Raw genomic sequence first — 19116 nt, 5'->3', positions numbered from 1 at the left:
GTGGAGACGGCCGTCTCGCTCGAGGCGGAGGGCTGCCACCCCGAGGCCCCCGTGCCCGACTACGCCACCGAGTGCGTGTCCTCCAAGGTCGTCAGGATCGTCCAGTCCTACACCGGCGTGGTGGACAAGATGGTGTGGAGGAAGAGCCTGTGAGCATGGTCGGCGGGTCCTTGACAACTGACGCCCTCGTGGACGAGGCGCTCGCGCTGGGCGACGGTCTTGGCCGACCGCTCAGGTACGTCCAGCTCAACAGCTTCTACAACGGGTCGACCGGCTCGATCATGCGCAGCCTCCATGGGAAGCTGGAGGCCCGGGGCGTCGACTCCTACATCTTCTGGGGTCGCCGCCACGAGACGGTGTCCGATCGCGAGCAGTGCTGCGCTACCAAGCTTGGCTATCTCTCCCACGGCGTCAGGACCCGTCTGTTCGACCGCATGGGCTTCTACTCGAGGCGGGACACGGCCCGGCTCCTGGCGCGCCTGGACGAGATCGACCCCGACGTCGTCCACCTGCACAACCTGCACGGCTACTACGTCAACGTCGAGATGCTCTTCGGCTGGCTGGCGGGCCACCGCTGCAAGGCGTTGTGGACCCTGCACGACTGCTGGGCCCTCACCGGCCACTGCGCGCACTTCACATATGTGGGGTGTGAGCAGTGGAAGGCCGGCTGCGCGCGCTCGGAGCCCTGCCCACAGCTGGGCACCTACCCCAAGACGCTCTGCAGGACGGCCTGCGCGCGCAACTTCGAGGACAAGCGCCGCGTCTTCACGAGCGTGCCGCCCGAGCGGATGACGCTCATCACTCCATCGCACTGGCTGGCTGGGCTTGTCGAAGAAAGCTTTCTGAAGGACTACCCGGTTGAGGTTCGGCACAACACCATCGATACGTCCGTTTTCAGGCCCACGGCCAGCGACTTTCGGGAGCGCCACGGCATAGGCGACCGGTTCATGGTCCTGGGCGTCGCAAGCCCCTGGACCGAGCGCAAGGGGCTCTCCGACTTCGTGCGCCTTGCGGGCGAGCTCGACTCCGACAGGTTCGCGGTCGTGCTCGTGGGGCTGTCGAGGAGGCAGATGAAGTCCCTGCCCGCGGGGGTGGTCGGCCTCGGGCGCACCTCCTCCGCGCGGGAGCTCGCCGCCATCTACACGGCGGCCGACGCGTTCTTCAACCCCACGGTCGAGGACAACTTCCCCACGGTGAACCTGGAGGCGGAAGCCTGCGGGACGCCAGTGATCACGTTCGACACGGGCGGATGTGCTGAGACGATAGCTATGGCCGAATCACGAGTGGTCTCTCCGGATGCGTGGACGTCGGACTGTTTTGAAGTGTTGAGGGGTCGGCGTGATGGGGAATAGCGCTCGTCTTGCCCTGTGCGGTGGTGCAGACGAGGCTCGTGGAGAAAAGGCGACGAAGCTTCTTGTCGCCATGTGCATCATCTTTGCTCTTAGTAGCTCCCTGTCGAAGATCGGCATATTTGATCTGCTGAATAAGGCAATTATTGGCTTTCTTTGCCTTCTCATTCTGGTCATTTTTTGCCAGGAAAGGCAGTCGAGATACGTGTTCCTGGTTCTGTCAGTAACCGCGGTGCTACATGTAATTGCCCTCTCATTCCCCATTTCACCTAAAGAAGGCATTGCGACCTATTTTATGTATGCCTTTTGGGTATTATTTTGGATTTATATACTAAATAATAGATACATATTATTAAAAACTCTTTTTAAATTACAAAAGAGTCTTAATACAGTACTTATGGTCTGGACATTGTTCACTGCATTTTCATTCCTAATCCCCTCGTGCTATAAGCTCGGCTGGGGCGGAGAGCGCTACTTTACATCCTTTACCACAGATTCATTTGAAATCGCGCCAGTTGCTCTATTTATGCTGGCATTGGACATTCTTCTTTTTAAGTTTGATGGGAACAAGAGGAAAGCGCTGGGCTTCTCTGCAATTCCGCTTGCGTGCGTTTTTGCCGCCGGCACAAGGACGTACCTCGTGGTTGTCGTCATCGAGTTCGCCATCCTGCTCAAAATGATGATCGAACGGCGTGGGACTTTTTTGCTGATGCTCACGCTTCTTGTCACTGCCGTCGTAGGAATTGCTTCCGTAACTAACATTGGCCAGAAGTTTGCGTCAGCAATGTTTGAGACGGATGATGCAGCGGTGTTTTTTGAGGTGCTGACGAACGGGCGGAGTGAATTCTGGGCTATAGATTTGAACGCCTTTTTTGATAGCGACTGGTTCACGATGCTGTTTGGCCACGGGTTCAGCTTTGTGTATGAGCTTAATCAAGAACATATAGGCATGCGATTGTATGCTCACAACGACTTCATTAATATATTGTTGAACTTTGGTATTGCCGGAATGATCATCTATTTTGCTGCCTTTCTTCCTCTCGCTGGGCGTATTAAAAACGAATGTGGCCTAGGAATGGGCTTGCTGTTCGTTGCCATGTGGTTGTTCAACGCCTTTTTTAACATGATCTATGTATACGTTGTTGCAGTTATCGGCATGGGTTTCTTGGCATTAGCCTTGTTGTTGCCTGAGAAGACGGTGCCCTCACTTGATGAGGGGGAGATCCAGTGAGATTTTCCGTGCTCATCCCCGTGTTTAACGTCGAGAGATATTTACCCCAGTGTCTGGCATCTATCGACGCTCAGTCCTTCGAGGACTACGAGGTTGTCCTCGTGAACGACGGTTCAACCGATGGCTCGGGTGACCTGTGTCGACGCTATGTTCGGGATCATCCGCGCAGAGCGAAGCTTATCGAGCAGAATAACCAGGGTCTCCTTCTTGCCCGTAGGGTGGCGATGAAGGCGTCATCGGGAGACTACATCCTATGTCTCGACAGCGATGACGCGCTTGCACCTCATGCTCTTTCGCGTCTTGAGGAGATTGTCAAGCTCAGCGATCCGGATTTGATCGCGTTTCAGGCGTCGTCTTCTCCTGATATGGACAAGCCCTTTTTTGACTTTGCGAAATTGCACGAGTGCGACGTGGCAAACAACAGGGTGCCCGTGGCGAAGGCGAGGGAAGTGCTTGCGACCGGGCATGAGTTCAACGCCATGTGGAACAAGGCAATACGACGTGAATGCGCAGGTATTGAAGATTCATATGACGAGTTCGAAGGCTTACAGTATGGTGAGGATTTATTCCAAATGGCACCAATTCTTGACAAGGTGCAGACGATGGTCGTTATTGATGACATCTTGTACTACTATCGCCAAAACCTTGCGAGCATCAGCCATCAAGTAAACCGAAACCGTCTCAAAGACATCGTCAGGGTGCGCTCACGCCTAGCTGGCTATGTTTTCCGATGGGATCGTGGCCTGCTCCCCTCGGTATACGCAAACAATTGTGTTGAGGTGCTCGCGTACTGCTTTTTGTGCGCAAATAGGATGAGCACAAAAGAGGCAATTAGGACAATATGCGATGCGGCGTCTGGCGATTTCTACGTCACGTCTTATGCCTCGGCCAATCTTTCTGCTGTCCCTCTTTGGAAGCGAATTCCCCTGTGGCTTCTCAATGTGGGGACATGGCGCCTGTTCATTTGCTATACGCGCGCCCTCTTTGGCGTGCTCAGGATATGGGGCTCGGACAAAGCGGCGCGGTATTGTTAGGAGAAGCATGATAAGAAAAGTCGTACGGCGTATCGAAAAGGCTTTCTACACTGCGCTAAACCGTATATGCTGTGCTCGGTATAAGCGCCTCTACCCTGCCTTTTTGCGCAGGGGGGGGATCCTCGTCGAGGAGGATTTCCAAAAGGGCGGGTTAGATCCGTGGATAAGCCCATCTGCATATTTCGATCCGGGTTATCCCCAACTTATTTCAATCGAGCGCGGTACGACCATCTCGTTCGAGGCGTGCTTTTTGGCGCACGACTACAGCGTGGACAAGGAGCTATTTGCACAGGGGACAGAGCATGGGCTGGTCCTGGGCCGCGTGGATGTCGGCCGCAATTGCTTTATCGGCGCAAGGGCGATGCTCTTGCCGGGAACTGCGCTAGGGGATGGGTGCATCGTGGGCGCGGGGGCGGTGGTGAAGGGGTCTTACCCAGAAGGCTCGATCTTGGCTGGCAACCCGGCCCGCGTGGTGGGAGATTCCAAAAAGCTCCTAGAGAAACATCTGAACAAGCAAGATATCTCGTACTGGCGGGGCGATCGCTATGAAGAGTTCGCTCCGGTCTGGCCAAAATCCCTGCAGCCCGAGCTTGTTGACCGGCTCGATTGCAAGGAAAGCTAAGCGGATGTTCGAGAACAACATATACGCGCAGAACGTTGCGACCTCTTTTGTCCACTATGTAAGCAACCGCCGTGTTGATAAGCATCTTGCTCGATTGTGCTCAATCGACTCCGTGGGCGACTTTGGCGATTTTCGTGAGTTTGTTATAGCACTCAAACAAGACGTTATTGCCGATGGGCGACCGTTTGGAAGAAATCTAGTTGCCTCCGAATCCTTGTTTTACGGGCATCTGAAGGCCCTGGTCGAGTACGCAGGGCGCCCGTATACCGAGTCGAAGCGCCTGCTGCTGCCCAACATAGAGCACGGCATTGCGTGGCTGCAGAAGATTCCGAACAACGTTGCACAGCCCTACGTTCACTGTGTCGTGTCCCAGGGTTCGTACCGTAGAGATCTTATCCGCTCGGCTCGTCCGTGGATGCCGCACTATGTTGTGGGTCCGTATATTCATTATGCACGTCCTTATTATTCGCCTGCGAAGATGGGCGAGCTCAGACGCGAGCTGGGCAAGACGCTGCTCGTGTTTCCCGCCCATACCTATGAGTTATCAAGCGTTGAGTACGCAAAGAGACGGTTTGTAGAAGATATTATGGGTGGTCTTGCCTGTGACTTTGATACTGTGCTGGTGAGCGCGTATTGGCACGATGCCGATGACGAGGTTTTCCGCCTGTTCGAAGAAGCGGGCGCACGTGTCGTGAGCGCAGGGATGCGAGAAGACCCGCAGTTCATCTCACGGTTGAGGACTATGATCGAGCTGAGCGATGCGGTGGCTGGCAATGCGCTCGGCACTCACATTGGATATGCAATGTGCCTTGGCAGGCCCTTCCACATGATCGGGGCGCTGGAAACGGGCATTTCTGACGTAGGCAACGCATACGAGGCGATAGAGCAGACGAGGCTTAACGAGATAGCTGCTCAGGTCTGCCACGCGTTTGGCCCAGTAGGCCGAGGCGAGGAGCGAGACTCGCTCTTCAACACATACTGGGGCGGAAGAGGATCAATTAAGTCTCCCGAGCAGATAGCATGCATCCTCGATATCTCCCGCGAGGTACTGGGGCGGTCTCATGGCATGTCGGGCCGCTTCGGGGCTGCCGTACGAGATGTTCTGAATGAAGCGGTTCGCGGTAAGTCCGTGGACAGCGATATGAGGGCCCTCTTATTGAGCGAGGCCCTGGGGGCGGCTCTTTGATGAGGGGGCTGAAGCTAAATAGAAGCTTGAGCGGGCGCGCCGTTTTGTATACGCTTGGTCAACTTTCTATCAACTTTCTGAGCGTGATATCTGCGCCGATTTTTGTGCGGCTCATGACGACGTCTGAATACGGAATGGCCGCGGTTTACTTTACGTGGGTCACTATCTTTGCGAATATCGTGGGTCTGCGTGCGGATGCCTCAATCCAGAACGCCTGGGCGGAATTTGGAGATCGCAGGCTGCCGTCTTATGTGTCCTCGGTGTCCTTTCTCGCGCTCTGCTTCTTTTCCTTGGTCTTTGTCGTATGCCTCCTTACGAGGGATTTTCTTTCTGGCATTCTGTCGATGCGGCCGCTGGTTGTTCTGCTATGCGTTATGACATCGTTTTTTATCGCATGTTCGAATATCCGCATGTCATATCTCAATGTATGCAAGAACGCATCGGGCAATACGGTTATCTCGCTCATCCTTGCGGTCTCTCAAGTTGCCTGTTCGATAGCGCTGCTCGTGCTCGTGCTCGATGACGGATATATGGCGCGAATCGTAGGCTACTCTGCTCCCTCAATCGTTTTGGGCTGCGGTTTCCTTTTGTTTTTTTGGGCTAAAGGAAAGAGCTTTTTCAATAGGGAGTATTGGCGTTTTTGCCTGACGCTATCGCTTCCGCTTATTTTTAACGGAATCGCCTACATGCTCATAAATCAATGCGACCGCTTGATGATAAATGCGATGATCGGGCCCGACGCCGCGGGAATCTATTCGTTTGCGCACAGCTGCGCTCTTCCCGCAAGTGTCGTGTGCGGCGCCATGAACTCGGCATGGACCCCCGAGTACTTCGAGCTCATGAAGAAGGGCGATACGGATTCGCTGGAGTTGCGGGCAGGCCGCTACTTGACCAATATCACGCTGGTCACGATGGCCATTATGCTGCTGTCTCCGGAGATTCTGGTCGTGCTTGGGACGGAAGACTATTATTCGGGTATTACGGTGCTTCCACTTGTGGTGATGGCCTATTACTTTCAGTATCTGTATACGTGGCCTGTTAACTGCGAATTCTTTTACAAGAAGACAAGGCTGATGACTGTGGCAACGCTCGCTGCCACGGGGGTAAACATCGTGCTCAATTATTGGATGATACCAAAGTGGGGGATAGTCGGCTCGGCGGGTGCTTCCCTTGCGGCGTTTGCGTTGCTTTTCGTTTTTCACGATCTGATCGCCCGCTTCAGAACGCCTGGCTACGACTTCTCGTGGCGATGGTATTTTCGAGGCTTGTTGCCCGTATGCGGCGCCCTGGGGGTTTCGTATTTTTTACTCGAGATATCTGTCGCCCGCTGGATAATTGCAGCCATTATTTGCGCCTTCTTAGTCAAAAAGGTAATTAAAGCAAAATCTTTTTTTTAAGGATAAAGTATGTTTTATATATCATATAAACAAAAAAATAAAAAGTTTGTATTAGATGCAAATGTTAATGCCAGGGAGATACCATCTCGCTTAGCTATATCAAAAGACGGTCGTTCGTTTTGCGTGGGCTGTTCCGTGGATGTGACTCCAGAGGAGCTGTTCGCGAGTGAATGGAGGACAGACCCTCGGATCCTCAACGAGACGTGCTCGGCGCTCTATATTGTTCACTATGATGAAAATGGCTGTACGTTCGCAACTGATAACTCGGGTAGAGAGCTGATCTTTTGCTATCACAGCGACGATTGTCTCGTGCTGTCTGACAGTTTCTGGGGGATTCTTAAAATCATACAGCCTTCATATGATGATCTAGATCCTGAGATAGTTGCGGAAATGATCGCTTCGGCCGGAGGCGTTCCCTGCGACAATGCCACTCCGATCAAAGGCTTGTTCTGGCTTCCGGTAAATACGATCTGCTCATTTGACGCCTGCACTGGTGAGTTCACGAAGAGAGTATACGCAGATACGAAACGAACATGTGAGATTACCTCACTCAACGAAGCGGTTGAATCATTCGATTGGTGTATGGGCAAGATGGCGTCATATCTCGCTCGGGAACATGCGGGTGAGCGGTTCGGTCTTGGTCTTTCGGGCGGACTGGACTCAAGAGTCGCCCTTCACTATTTAGAGGGAGCGGGGATCCGTCCGACGGCGTTCAACCTGTGTGTTACGCGTCCCCATAAGCTTTTCCTCGCCACAAGCGTGCTTAATGCTAGGTCGCTTGCCCGTGCAGCGCATGCTGACTACCGCGAAGTAGAGTGGCGCCCCGAGACCGTGAGGGTGAAGATGGATGCCATGCTCATCCATAACCCATTGGGGACCTGCGGACACTATACGAATGCTTATAAATATGAAACGCAGGGTCTTCCCGAATTCGACGTCCTTGTCACCGCCGGACAGGCTATAGGACCCAACCTAGTGGGCGGGACTGTCGTATCGAATGCTGACACCATGTCAAAAGAGGAGGTATTCGATTGCCTCTATACGATTTGTACGGGAGATATCCTTCCGTATGCTTATACCGAGGGCTTGGTTAGGGGAAAGCTTAATGCCAAGAGGGATGGCGCCGGCCATGAGGCATGGGAAGAAATCATCACCACCACCGTCACGAATTCCATGGCGCAGCGTATCCGATGCTTTATTGATGACCGATATCGAAGAGGTTTTACCGCAGCTGACACGCTGATGGATTATCGGACCTCAGCTTTGGGGGCAATCGGTCGTGATGGTGCCTACGAGAGTCTGTTTGGGACAAAAAGAAGCTATACGATCTACACGCCTTTTCTTGTTCGCGAAGGACTGAAATGGGATGTTCCTCTTGTTAAGGAACGCCTTGTCTTGAAAGAGCTAATTAAGCGCAAAATCCCAGAGTTCGCCGAGGTGGGGGAGGAGACGTATGGGGGGCTCGATACGTCGTCGAAGCTTCGGAGCGGGTTGGGGAAGCTCGTCTTCCTTTTGAGGGGCAGCGGCATCATGGCGCAGGAATGGTACGCAAGACATCCTGCAATCCGAGAGGCGTTTCTCGAGGACATGACCAGCCAATGCGAGTGGTTCTTTGCTATGTTCCCGTGTACCAGGAAATACGAGGAGATCTGGCAGATGAGTCCCTCGAGGCGCAATGCCGTTTGGGAGCTTAAGCGCTTGATCGATTGCATCGAAACGAAACGGTACCTCAGTTTTGAATAGCAGCGCGAGGGGCGTGGCATCCGTGAGCGGTTTCGACGCTGTGATCCAATACCCGCGGCTTTTGGTGGACACCTCTAAAATTGCGACGAACGCATCGACCCTTGTTGCTGCGTGTGGCAGATATGGCATCGACGTGTGCGGCGTCACCAAGGCCGTGGGGGGCGACAAGAGAGTTGCGCGCGTCTTTGTCGAGAGCGGCGTTTCTTCGTTGGGGGACAGCCGTCTTCAGGGGCTGAGCGGATGCTCGGGGCTCGGCGTTCCCAGGCTGCTCATCCGCTGTCCTCAGGTGTGTGAAGTCGATGCCGTCGTGCGTGTGTCGGACGTCTCAGTTGCAACGTGCCTCGACACGGTGCGGGCGCTTGACCTTGCCTGTGAGAGACAGGGGATTCATTCTTACGGCATTCTGATTATGTGCGATCTGGGTGACTTGCGCGAAGGAGTAATTTCTCGAAAGGAATTGAGAGAAATTGCTCGATTCGTTGCCATGTCGAAGCGTCTGTACCTCTATGGGGTTGGAGCCAATCTAAACTGTTTGTCATTTATACTCCCGGATGCGGAGAAGATGCGGGATCTTGTTGATTGCGTCGACGAAGTAAGCGAGTTTGCAAGTCGTAATTTGGTTGTAAGCGGCGGAAATAGCAGCAACCTAAATCTTGTGCTTTCAGGCAACTGCCCGGTTGGCGTGAACTCCCTTCGTCTAGGCGAGGCGCTCCTGTTCGGTCGTGAGCGGGCAACCTATCGCTACCTGCCGGGGACGTTTAACGATGCCTTTATCTTGCAAGCAAGTATTGTCGAGATAAGGGAGAAGCCGAGCCTTCCGTGGGGAGAAGCTGGCGTCGACTCCTATGGAATGCGGCACGAATATCGGGATAGAGGGATCCGTCTTCGCGCGGTGCTTGCTTTTGGCCACCAGGATTGTGATACAGACGTCCTATGGCCTCTTGAGGAGGGGGTTTCACTCATAGATAGCAGCAGCGATTATACGGTGGTAGATGTGGGCGACGCAGGTCGCGACTACCACGTCGGCGACATTATTAGTTTTCGATGTGGTTACCATGCGGTAGCGAGGGCTTTTGTAAGCCCCTATATTGATAAGTTTTTTATCTAATATAATTTAACGGAGTAATTATGTTTGATAATAAAACAATTGTTGCAGTGATACCAGCGCGCGGTGGTTCAAAAGGGATTCCCAAAAAAAATATCAAAATCCTACGAGGCCATCCTCTTATTGCATACACGATTTCTGCTGCAAGAAAAAGCAGGTATGTTGATGCGGTCATAGTGTCAACCGATAGCGAAGAAATAGCCAATGTGGCCAGAAGATACGGAGCAGAGGTGCCTTTCGTGCGACCACAGGGACTGGCCTCCGATACTTCGAAAAGTATCGACGTCCTTGTTCACGCAAGAGACGTGCTTGTGAACATGGGCCGCGATTACGACGTTATTGTTCTTATGCAACCAACGAGTCCTTTGCGCAGCGCTGACGAGGTTGACGGGGCAATCGAGGCTTTCTTCTCTCACGGCATGATGGGTACTGCTTCTGTACAGCTGACGTCAGATAATCCCATCTTAACTAGGCGTCTTGACGAATTTGGCGTACTGCACCCGATTATCCCAATTTCAAGTACTGTTCGACGCCAAGAGATGCCTCCTTTTTATCATGTAAATGGCGCTATCTATGTAAATGATGCTCATAAAATAAACGATCACACCAGTCTTAATGATAATCCGATTTCATATGTTATGAATAAGGATCGATCGCTCGATATCGATAACATCGAGGATTTCCTCCGCGCCGAGACGATCCTTGCCAAGCTTGATGATCCCGAACCGCTGGAATACTAGCTTTTAGCACCTAATAACTTACTTAGGTTGAGAAGGCGCTAGACGGGATTTTGAACGCTTCAGGGTATGCACCGGGATCCGGTTGCTTGGCGAAGTGGACTTTCTGGCGGGGGGGGGTCTGACAGTTCAGAGATCGCTTCCTGTTGAGATCAATTCTGGTAGTTGCGCTTGTAATACAGGAGACAGACCGAGCACGACCCTCTAATGAACTCGGAAACTCGCCATCGTCCTATTCGGAAAAACGATATCTCACCATTCGGATTTCCATCAACTATACTATAGGAGGTCAAAACTGACGGCACATCCGGTTGATGAGGAGAGCGGGCATGGCAGGTGTTACTGCTCCACAGGGGTATCTTCCGCGTATCGTCGACAAAAAGGTCGAGCGGTATCTCCGCATATTCGGGGCTGTCGAAATCGCTGGTACTAAGTGGTGTGGAAAAACATGGACGGCTCTCGAACACGCCAACAGTGTGAGCTACGTCGACGAGCTCCTCGCGCTCGCGCAGGATGATCCCTCCGCAATGCTCATCGGAGAGCGCCCACATGTTATCGACGAGTGGCAGCGTGTCCCGGAAATATGGGATGTGGTGCGCCACGAGGTCGATAGAACGAGGGGCCTTCGGGGTGCCTGGCTGCTTACGGGTTCATCCGCTCCGTTTACTCGAGACGCTTCGAATAAGGGGAGTCTACCCACTCATAGCGGGGCAGGACGGTTCGGACGTATCCGCATGCACCCTATGACGCTTTCCGAAAGTGGGGATTCCTCCTGCCTCATCTCTCTTGCTGACCTGTTCGAGGGCAAATTTGAACCTGCCCAGGTTGAAACGAGCGCCAATCGTCTTATCTCGGTTGCCTGCCGTGGCGGGTGGCCTGAGGCGCTGGACCTTTCCCCGGCGGACGCGCAGGTGATTGCTCGGGAGTATCTCCGTCTCTTTCGTACCGAAACCGTGCCTCGGCTCGGTCGCGATGCCGATACCATGGGGCGACTCCTTTTCTCGCTCGCACGCAATCTCGGTCAATCAACCTCGTACAAAACGCTTGCGGCCGACATGAGGGATACTTCCGGTGAGCCGGGCCCAGTGTCGGAGTCCACCGTCGGGGCGTACCTCTCCATACTGAGGGACTCCTATCTGATGGACGAGCTACCCGGCTGGGCTCCGGCGTCCCGCTCTGTCAAGCGAGTTGCCACAAAGCCCAAGCGCTACTTCGCCGACCCGTCGCTGCCTATTGCTGCCCTTGCCCTGTCTCCGGAGTCTCTTATGCGGGATTGGCAGACATTCGGTCTTGTTTTTGAGAACCTGGTTATTCGCGACCTTATCGTGTACGCAGAGGCGCAGGAGCTCTGTGGCGATGTGCCGGTTCGCTACTACCGTGACGACTCCGGCCTCGAAGCGGATGCCATTATCGAGCTCGCTGATGGTCGCTGGGCTGCCTTCGAGATAAAGACGAGCGATGCAAAGGTCCCCTCCGGCGAGGCAAGCCTCCGACGCCTGAGAGACAAGCTCTGTGCGAATCCTCTTGCGCGTACAAAACCGCCTGAATTCATGGCAGTCATCACGGGCGTCTCCCACTTTGCACGCCGCATTGACGACGGCATTTACGAGATTCCCATCACCGCGCTGACTGCGTAGGGGGTCGCGCTCTCTGGGTTCGACTAGTGCCCCTGATTCGCGAGACTCTCATACGGCGCGCTTGGTTTTCGTGCACTACCGAGCGCGAGAACCCCATTACTGCGGTGCCAGTCCAGAGAAGTACGAAAACATGTCTCGCTGGCCAAAACTCCCTTACTTTGCGAGGCGATGGGGCGCTTCTGGGTCGTAAAAGTCCCTTGGCTTGCCCTGCTTCTCAGGCTTACCTGCGGTTTCTCCTCGGCCGACAGGCTATGCGGCCTCCGAGGACTCGCAAAGCGCGACAGTTTTGGCCAAGTAGATGGCCCGCAGGTATTCTCTGACCTTTACGCGAGAGGTTTCGCCGCCTCTGCCCCGGCACCACTTTCTGCTCGGTCGGCCCACGGACGTGTCAGGTGGGCGCAACGTGCGGTTGTGCGAGGTTTTGCAAAACGACGATCTCAAATTGGCCCCGAACTTCGGATATGCCAGGTTTGCGGGGATCGCTGCGGCGGCGAGAGACACCGCAACTTGAAGAAACCGCAGGCAGAAGGGTTGTGAGTATCGCCTGCCCCATAGCACGGGCGCTCGGATCAGCGCACAAACCTAGCACAGCCGTAAATCGGGGCCAAATCTGGCGCTCGGTTTTGCAAAACCTCGCACAAGCGTGAGATTCGCCCAGCGGGTCGGTACGGCTTGCGAGACCCGTGGGCCCGCGGGGCCCGCAAGTCTTGCGGGCTCTACGCAGCCCGCATGCCTCTCTGGAGCTGCACGTCCCCCACGCGAACTCCAGCGCCACGCGAGCCCCCATGCCTCCTCCGCGTGCAGATAGTGTCGCAGTCGGGTGACGATTTCCCAGCTCCCGGGCCCGCTGCCCGCTCGTCTGATACAATCCGACCGATGCTGGGCTGCTTGCGGCCCTTTGCGCCAGGTCATCAGCCGGGCGTAGAGAACTCCGCGGCACGCCCCAACCCGTCCGGAAGGGAAGCAAATGCAGGAGCTCGTCGCACTGATCTTCACGCCGCAGGTGCGCATGGTGCTGATTCTCATCGGCGTCGCCATCGTGATGCTCTACCTGCTCTCGATCGCCTACGTCATCAAGGACGCCCGCGCGCGTGGCTCCCAGATGTGGTGGGCTTGGGGCGTCATCGCCATCATCCCGCTCGTCGGCCTCGTCGCCTACCTCATCCTGCGCCCCACGTCGTTCGCCATCGATCGCGACGAGCAGGAGCTCGAGATCGCCCTGCGCGAGCACGAGCTGCAGCACTACGGCACCTGCCCCACGTGCGGCTCGCCCATCGACCGTGACTTCATCGTCTGCCCGATGTGTGACACGCAGGTTCGCAACGTCTGCCCCAACTGTCACCGCCCGCTCGACGCGGACTGGAAGGTCTGCCCGTACTGCCGAACTCACATCGCATAGCGGCAGCCTCTCCACCGAGCGCTGACCCGCGGAAATCGCCCCGGAACCGATGCAGGTTCTCGGGCGATTTTTGTATCGCGCCCCTAATCGCCGGCTCTGCGCATCCGGGGCGCTATTCTGTCGCCATACGTTCTCTCACGAGGAGGAAGATCGACCTATGAAGATCCTGAACAACGACGGCACGGTTGTCGAGTGCCCCGAGGGCGAGGAGACGCACGTTCTGCGCCACTCGGCTGCCCACATCATGGCGCAGGCCATCAAGAACCTCTATCCCGACGCGGACTTCGCCTACGGCCCCGCTACGGACAACGGCTTCTACTACGACGTCGACCTCGGCGACCGCAAGATCAGCGAGGAGGACCTCCCCGCCATCGAGGACGAGATGCGCAAGATCGTCAAGGCGAACCTCAAGTTCTCGACGTTCGAACTTCCCCGCGAAGAGGCCATTGCCCTCATGCAGGAGCGCGGCGAGAAGTACAAGGTCGAGCACATCGGCGACCTGCCCGAGGACGCCCGCATCACGTTCTACCAGCAGGGCGACTACATCGACATGTGCGTCGGCCCGCACATCACGTATACGAAGGCGCTCAAGGCGTTCAAGCTCACGGCCGTCTCTGGCGCCTACTGGAAGGGCGACAAGAACAACAAGATGCTCACCCGCATCAACGGCATCGCCTTTGCCAGCAAAGATGAGCTCGATGCCCACCTGCGCCTGCTCGAGGAGGCCAAGAAGCGCGACCACCGCAAGATCGGCCGCGAGATGGATCTCTTCATGCTGCGCGACGAGGCGCCTGGCTTCCCGTTCTTCCTGCCCAACGGCATGATCCTCAAGAACGCCCTGCTCGACTACTGGCGCGAGATCCATCGCAAGGCCGGTTACGTCGAGATCTCCACACCGCTCATCATGAACAAGCAGCTGTGGAAGACGTCGGGCCACTGGGACCACTACAAGGACAACATGTACTCCACGGTCATCGACGACGAGGAGTACTGCATCAAGCCGATGAACTGCCCCGGCGGCGTCCTCGTGTACGCCTCCAAGCCGCACAGCTATCGCGAGCTGCCCATTCGTGCCGGTGAGCTCGGTCTCGTGCACCGTCACGAGCTGCGTGGCGCTCTGCACGGCCTGTTCCGCGTGCGCTGCTTCACGCAGGACGATGCCCACCTGTTCGTCCGTCCTGACCAGCTGACCGACGAGATCATCGGCGTTGTGAACCTCATCGACTCCGTGTACCAGAAGTTCGGCTTCAAGTACCACGTCGAGCTCTCGACGCGCCCCGAGGACTCCATGGGCTCCGACGAGGACTGGGCTGCCGCTGAGGACGGTCTGCGCACGGCTCTCGCCAAGCTGGGCATGGACTATGCGGTCAACGAGGGCGACGGCGCGTTCTATGGCCCCAAGATCGACTTCCACCTCGAGGACTCGCTCGGCCGCACATGGCAGTGCGGCACGGTGCAGCTCGACTTCCAGATGCCGCTGAACTTCGACCTGGAGTACACGGACGCCGACGGATCGAAGAAGCGTCCTATCATGCTGCACCGCGTATGCTACGGCTCCATCGAGCGCTTCATCGGCATCCTCACGGAGCACTACGCCGGCAAGTTCCCGACGTGGCTGGCCCCGGTGCAGGTCAAGGTCCTGCCTGTCTCCGAGAAGACCATGGACTACGCCCGCGACGTCACGGCCAAGCTCGAGGCTGCCGGCGTGCGCGCCGTGCTCGATGAGCGCGACGAGAAGATCGGCTACAAGATCCGCGACGCCCGTGCCACCGATCGCGTGCCCTACATGCTCATCCTGGGCGAGAAGGAGGCCACGGACGGCACGATCTCGGTGCGCGACCGCTCCAACGAGACGGTGACGCGCGAGCTTGATGAGTTCATCGCCAGCATCACGGCCGAGATTGCCGAGCGCTCTAACCTGCAAGCAGACCTCGGCATGACGTCCGCCTCCAGCGAGGCCGCCGAGAAGTAAGGAACTGCTTCCTCGGTGACGTCCGTCCCGCTGAAGCGCCTGCGAGAAAACGAAGGCCTCCCTACCGGATGAGCTTGTCCGGTGGGGAGGCCTTTTGCATGCGGTCCGCGCTCTTCGCGCATGAGGGGGCGCCTTCGTGTGCGAACGCAGCGAGACGGGAGGCCGCCTGCGCCCTGCGCTGCCCGCACATGGGACGCATCACAGCCAAAAAAGGCGCCATCGGCGTCGAAGGAGACGGCCGATGGCGCTTTGGGATGGTGCGATCTCGAAGGCGAAAGTTACGCCTCAACCGGTGCCGAGGCGGCCGCGAGCGCGATGCTAGCGGCGTAGGCGCCCGTGCCGGAGAGCGTCGCGCTCGTCACGGCGTCAACGGTCACGCTCACGAGCTCGCCGGCCTGCTTGCCGATCGTGTACGCCTCGATGGCGCTGATGGAGTCGTCCCAGCTCTTCGTGGCCTGGGCCTTGGCCATGAGCCCGCTATAGTAGTCGTTGTTGATCTCCTTGGACAGTAGCATCTTGCCCGTGGGGATGCTCTCGCCAAAGCCGGCATCGCTGTTCGGCACGCCCGTCATGCCGTCGGCGGCGTCCATGTACTGGAACTCGTCGACGAGTGCCGCGCAGATCGTGCCGTCCTCCTGAACGAGCGCCAGCGCGTTTGCGAAGGAGGCGTCAACGCGGCCTGTGTTCTTGCGGCCGAGCGTCAGCGACTCAGGAGCGCCGTTGTAGGCGCCCTTGCACTCGATCTGCAGGGGGTCGTCCTTGCTGCGCACGGTCTCGGCGACGGCCTTGAGGTAGCCGAACGTGTCGACGAGCGTCGCGCCGCTCACGGTGTCGATGCCGATGGTGCCGTCGATGCCCTGCTGGGCGATGTCGGCGATCTCCTCAATGGTCTTGCCGACGGCGAACTGCTCGATGGCCTTGATGGACGTCAGCCACGGCTGCGTCGAGCCGCCGGCCTCGGCCATGTGGGCGCTGTAGAACGCGTTGTTGTCGCGCTTAGAGGCGAGCACCTTGCCCTCGGGGAAGTTCTCGCCGAAGCTGCCCTTGGAGCTCGGCACGCCGATGACGCCCTCGCCGGCGTCGAGGAACTGGTACTCGTCGATGTTGACGGCACGCACGACGTAGTCAGACGTCACGGCAACGCCAACCTGTGCGAACGCCTTGTCGCCGTGCGCAGCGGCATAGTTACGGAACAGGAAGATGCTCGCGCCGGAGACGGCGTCGGCGTCGGCGTCGGCGGGCGTGTCGGCTGCAGCGGAAGCCTCGGTGGCCTCAGCCTGCGTGAGGGCGAGGCTGCCCAGGCCGAGGGAAGCGGCGAAGGCGACGGCGCTGGAGACGAACGTGCGGCGGTTGATGGCCTGATCCATGGGGGGGGATTCCTCCTCTTGTGTACGAGCGGCCCTTTGACCGGTCGTATGGGCGTGATGCGGCAGGGCGTAGGGTTGCGTCCGTGCCGCTGCCTTACGACTCCACATGCTATGGCGGCGCCGCGCATCGACAAATGCCGGGATCGGACGTGCCAGCCCTTGCGGGACCCGCTCAAAAAGGTGCACCAGAAAACGGGGCCATGCCTGATTTCGATGAGAGGCGGCTTCCCGTGCGTTTCATGAACGACTGCAGAGAAACCGCAGCTAGGACGTCTATGACTGGAATTGGTGAGACGGTGTCGTACCTCGCTGTTTTCCGATGGCTGTATCGTAGGGCCTGATAGGGAAGCGCAGTGCGCCCATTTGCGAGGAGGAGCGTGCGTGAGGAAGAGCGACGACGTGTCCGGAAACGATGGTGGGCCTTCGCGGGTGCGAAAGGCGCCAAGACGATGGGTCGAGCCTGTTCTGCTCTTTATCGGCCTCGCGTTTCTTTCCTCGACGCTGCCAGTGTTTCCGCCAACATACTGGGCGTACGTCAGCATCACGACCCTGTTCGAGGGCACGCGCTTCATCACGGCGGCAAGCCTGAGCACGATGGTGTGCGCCATCTTGCTTGCCATCGTCATCCTCGTTCGGCCGCGCACGCCCACCCCTCGGTTCAGCACCGTCGCGGCGTGCGGGCTGCTTTACTTCGCGGGGCTCGTCCTCGTCCTTTCCGTCGGCTCTGTCATAGGGCGCGATGTTCCCGTCGCTTCCATCTGTTTGGGTGTCGTCTTTGGCGTGGGCACGTTTGCTTTGCTTGCGGCATGGATGCGAGCTCTGCGGTGCGACACTATCGAGAATATGAGCTACCGTGCCATCGCCCTTGCCATTCCCGCGTTCGTGCTCGCGGCGCTCGGGCTGCACTTTGCTGTGTATGTGCTACCCGATATGGCGCGCATCCCGCTTCTCTGCGTGTTCGCTCTCGGGGCTGGCCTTGCGCCGGTGGCCATCGTTGGACGCAGCGAGCTGCTCATGCGCGAGGGGGATTGCGGTGACGTGGGGGATGTACGGGATGTTCCCGTGGACGATCGTACGTGGCTCGACCTCATCACGCCCGACAAGGACGAAGCCGACATGCGCGAAAGCGAGCGGGAGCGTGCCGGCATGCTCGGCGGCCTCTCGCACCGCGCGGCGTTCTATGTGGGTGCGCCCATCACGATATTCGTCATGTACTTCGCGTCGTCCTATGCGCTACAGACGCAGAGTTTCCCTACGCACTTTGGCGATATCTGGGCGGCCGTCGCATGCATGCTCACGATGGTGCCGTGCATCGCGCGCAACGGTGCGTCCGTCGTCGCGTTCTCGTTTCGCGTGTTTCTGCCGCTGCTGGGCGTCGCATTCCTCGGCGTTACGACGCTCATGCCTGACGACCTCGAGCTGGTGTCGGCGTCTGCCTGTTCGCTCGTGCTGAGCTTTGCGTGCGGCTTCATGCTGCTAGGCCTGCTGATCTACCTCGTGTCGCGCCGCATGCGGCAATTCATGCTGCCTCTGACGTGCCTGCTCTCCTTCATGGAGGCAGCGCTGATGATGATGCCCTACTACAAGGTGCACCTCCTGTCGCTGGGAAGCTACATCCCGACGTTTCTTATCTGCGTGCTTGTGGCGTCGCTTGGCTTCTTTACGTTTTCGCCGTCGCTGTACGGTTGGCGCGAGTTGTTCAGCTATGCGCAGGCCGCGCCGGCTCCGTCGGCCATGGGCGAGCGTGTGCGCGTGTGCGACGACGTGGCACGGCGCTATGGGCTCTCTCCGCGCGAGACGGAAATCCTCCAGTACCTGGGGCGCGGCTATGGCCCGAGCTACTTGGCGACGATACTGCCCATCAAGGAGAACACGATCCGCAGCCACGTGCGCAACATCTATAGCAAGCTTGAAGTTCGTTCGCGTGGCGAGCTGCTCGAGCTTATCGACGAAGCGGGGCAGGCGGGAGCCGAGCATGCTTAGTGGGCGCTGATCGACTCGCGAATCTGGCGTTCCTGGTACGAACACCGCAGAAGTGCGCGTCTCTGGGGGTTTCGCACGAATCTTGTAGAAGTCCGCAGCTATGGGGTGGCGAACGTCGCCGTCTTGATGTGCGGTACGCAAAAAGGGAGGCACCCCGAAGGATGCCTCCCCGATGCAGTGCGTATCGCGTAGCGATGCCGCGATCTGGCTGCTCCCGAAGGGGAGAACTTACGCCAGGGCCTCCTCGACGGCGGCGAAGATGGCCTTGGAGGTCACCGTGGCGCCGGAGATGGCGTCGACGCCCTCCACGCCGTTGGCCTCGACGATCTTGGCCGGGAGCTGCTCGATGGCCTT

At 57.5% G+C, this 19116-nt stretch carries 15 protein-coding genes; 13 read left to right on the top strand and 2 right to left on the bottom strand.

The genetic code is table 11. The annotated features are described in order from the left end of the window. Window positions 1-155: 155 nt before the first annotated feature. From KHZ24_11535 to thrS, 12 genes are all read left to right on the top strand, one after another. Window positions 156-1352, top strand: coding sequence for a glycosyltransferase (locus KHZ24_11535; GenBank protein MBS5451818.1), 1197 nt, complete (start codon window positions 156-158; stop codon window positions 1350-1352). After that, complete coding sequence (locus KHZ24_11530; GenBank protein MBS5451817.1) at window positions 1342-2580, top strand: O-antigen ligase family protein; 1239 nt, start codon at window positions 1342-1344, stop codon at window positions 2578-2580. Before KHZ24_11535 ends, KHZ24_11530 begins: the two co-directional genes overlap by 11 nt. A gap of 20 nt (window positions 2581-2600) precedes the next feature. Next, window positions 2601-3614 (top strand): glycosyltransferase family 2 protein, encoded by a 1014-nt coding sequence (locus KHZ24_11525; protein MBS5451816.1) that lies wholly within the window; start codon window positions 2601-2603, stop codon window positions 3612-3614. 7 nt (window positions 3615-3621) lie between these two features. Beyond that, entirely contained in the window at window positions 3622-4236 is a 615-nt protein-coding gene (locus KHZ24_11520) for an acyltransferase (protein MBS5451815.1), read from the top strand. Window positions 4237-4240: 4 nt separating this feature from the next. Next, window positions 4241-5422, top strand: coding sequence for a hypothetical protein (locus KHZ24_11515; protein MBS5451814.1), 1182 nt, complete (start codon window positions 4241-4243; stop codon window positions 5420-5422). After that, window positions 5422-6819 carry an oligosaccharide flippase family protein gene (locus KHZ24_11510; GenBank protein ID MBS5451813.1) on the top strand — a complete coding sequence of 466 codons (1398 nt, stop codon included), beginning with the start codon at window positions 5422-5424 and terminating at the stop codon, window positions 6817-6819. The genes KHZ24_11515 and KHZ24_11510 overlap by 1 nt, the downstream gene beginning before the upstream one ends. Before the next feature lie 123 nt (window positions 6820-6942). Next, a complete protein-coding gene (locus tag KHZ24_11505; protein ID MBS5451812.1) occupies window positions 6943-8562 on the top strand; it encodes a hypothetical protein in 1620 nt (539 codons plus the stop codon). Between the two features lie 22 nt (window positions 8563-8584). After that, the gene (locus KHZ24_11500; protein ID MBS5451811.1) at window positions 8585-9670 is read left to right on the top strand and encodes an alanine racemase; all 1086 of its coding nucleotides are present in this window, start codon (window positions 8585-8587) and stop codon (window positions 9668-9670) included. 20 nt (window positions 9671-9690) lie between these two features. Further along, window positions 9691-10407, top strand: coding sequence for an acylneuraminate cytidylyltransferase family protein (locus KHZ24_11495; protein ID MBS5451810.1), 717 nt, complete (start codon window positions 9691-9693; stop codon window positions 10405-10407). A gap of 326 nt (window positions 10408-10733) precedes the next feature. Further along, window positions 10734-12041: an ATP-binding protein gene (locus KHZ24_11490; GenBank protein ID MBS5451809.1), complete on the top strand. Its 1308-nt coding sequence runs from the start codon at window positions 10734-10736 to the stop codon at window positions 12039-12041. A gap of 967 nt (window positions 12042-13008) precedes the next feature. Continuing rightward, window positions 13009-13440: a zinc ribbon domain-containing protein gene (locus KHZ24_11485; GenBank protein ID MBS5451808.1), complete on the top strand. Its 432-nt coding sequence runs from the start codon at window positions 13009-13011 to the stop codon at window positions 13438-13440. A 157-nt stretch (window positions 13441-13597) separates the two neighbouring features. Next, window positions 13598-15412 carry a threonine--tRNA ligase gene (gene thrS, locus KHZ24_11480; protein MBS5451807.1) on the top strand — a complete coding sequence of 605 codons (1815 nt, stop codon included), beginning with the start codon at window positions 13598-13600 and terminating at the stop codon, window positions 15410-15412. Window positions 15413-15690: 278 nt separating this feature from the next. Here thrS and KHZ24_11475 read toward each other — a convergent pair whose 3' ends face one another. Further along, the gene (locus tag KHZ24_11475; GenBank protein ID MBS5451806.1) at window positions 15691-16779 is read right to left on the bottom strand and encodes a TAT pathway signal sequence; all 1089 of its coding nucleotides are present in this window, start codon (window positions 16777-16779) and stop codon (window positions 15691-15693) included. Window positions 16780-17160: 381 nt separating this feature from the next. On the opposite strand from KHZ24_11475, the gene KHZ24_11470 reads away from it, so the two are divergent. Then, the gene (locus tag KHZ24_11470) at window positions 17161-18762 is read left to right on the top strand and encodes a helix-turn-helix transcriptional regulator (GenBank protein MBS5451805.1); all 1602 of its coding nucleotides are present in this window, start codon (window positions 17161-17163) and stop codon (window positions 18760-18762) included. Window positions 18763-18990: 228 nt separating this feature from the next. On the opposite strand, the gene KHZ24_11465 is transcribed toward KHZ24_11470, so the two are convergent. Then, the coding region (locus KHZ24_11465) for an FMN-binding protein (GenBank protein MBS5451804.1) at window positions 18991-19116 on the bottom strand (126 nt) is incomplete at its 5' end.

Source organism: Coriobacteriia bacterium (assembly GCA_018368455.1).
Classification (GTDB): domain Bacteria; phylum Actinomycetota; class Coriobacteriia; order Coriobacteriales; family UMGS124; genus JAGZEG01.
This window is presented reverse-complemented; position numbering and strand designations above follow the sequence as displayed.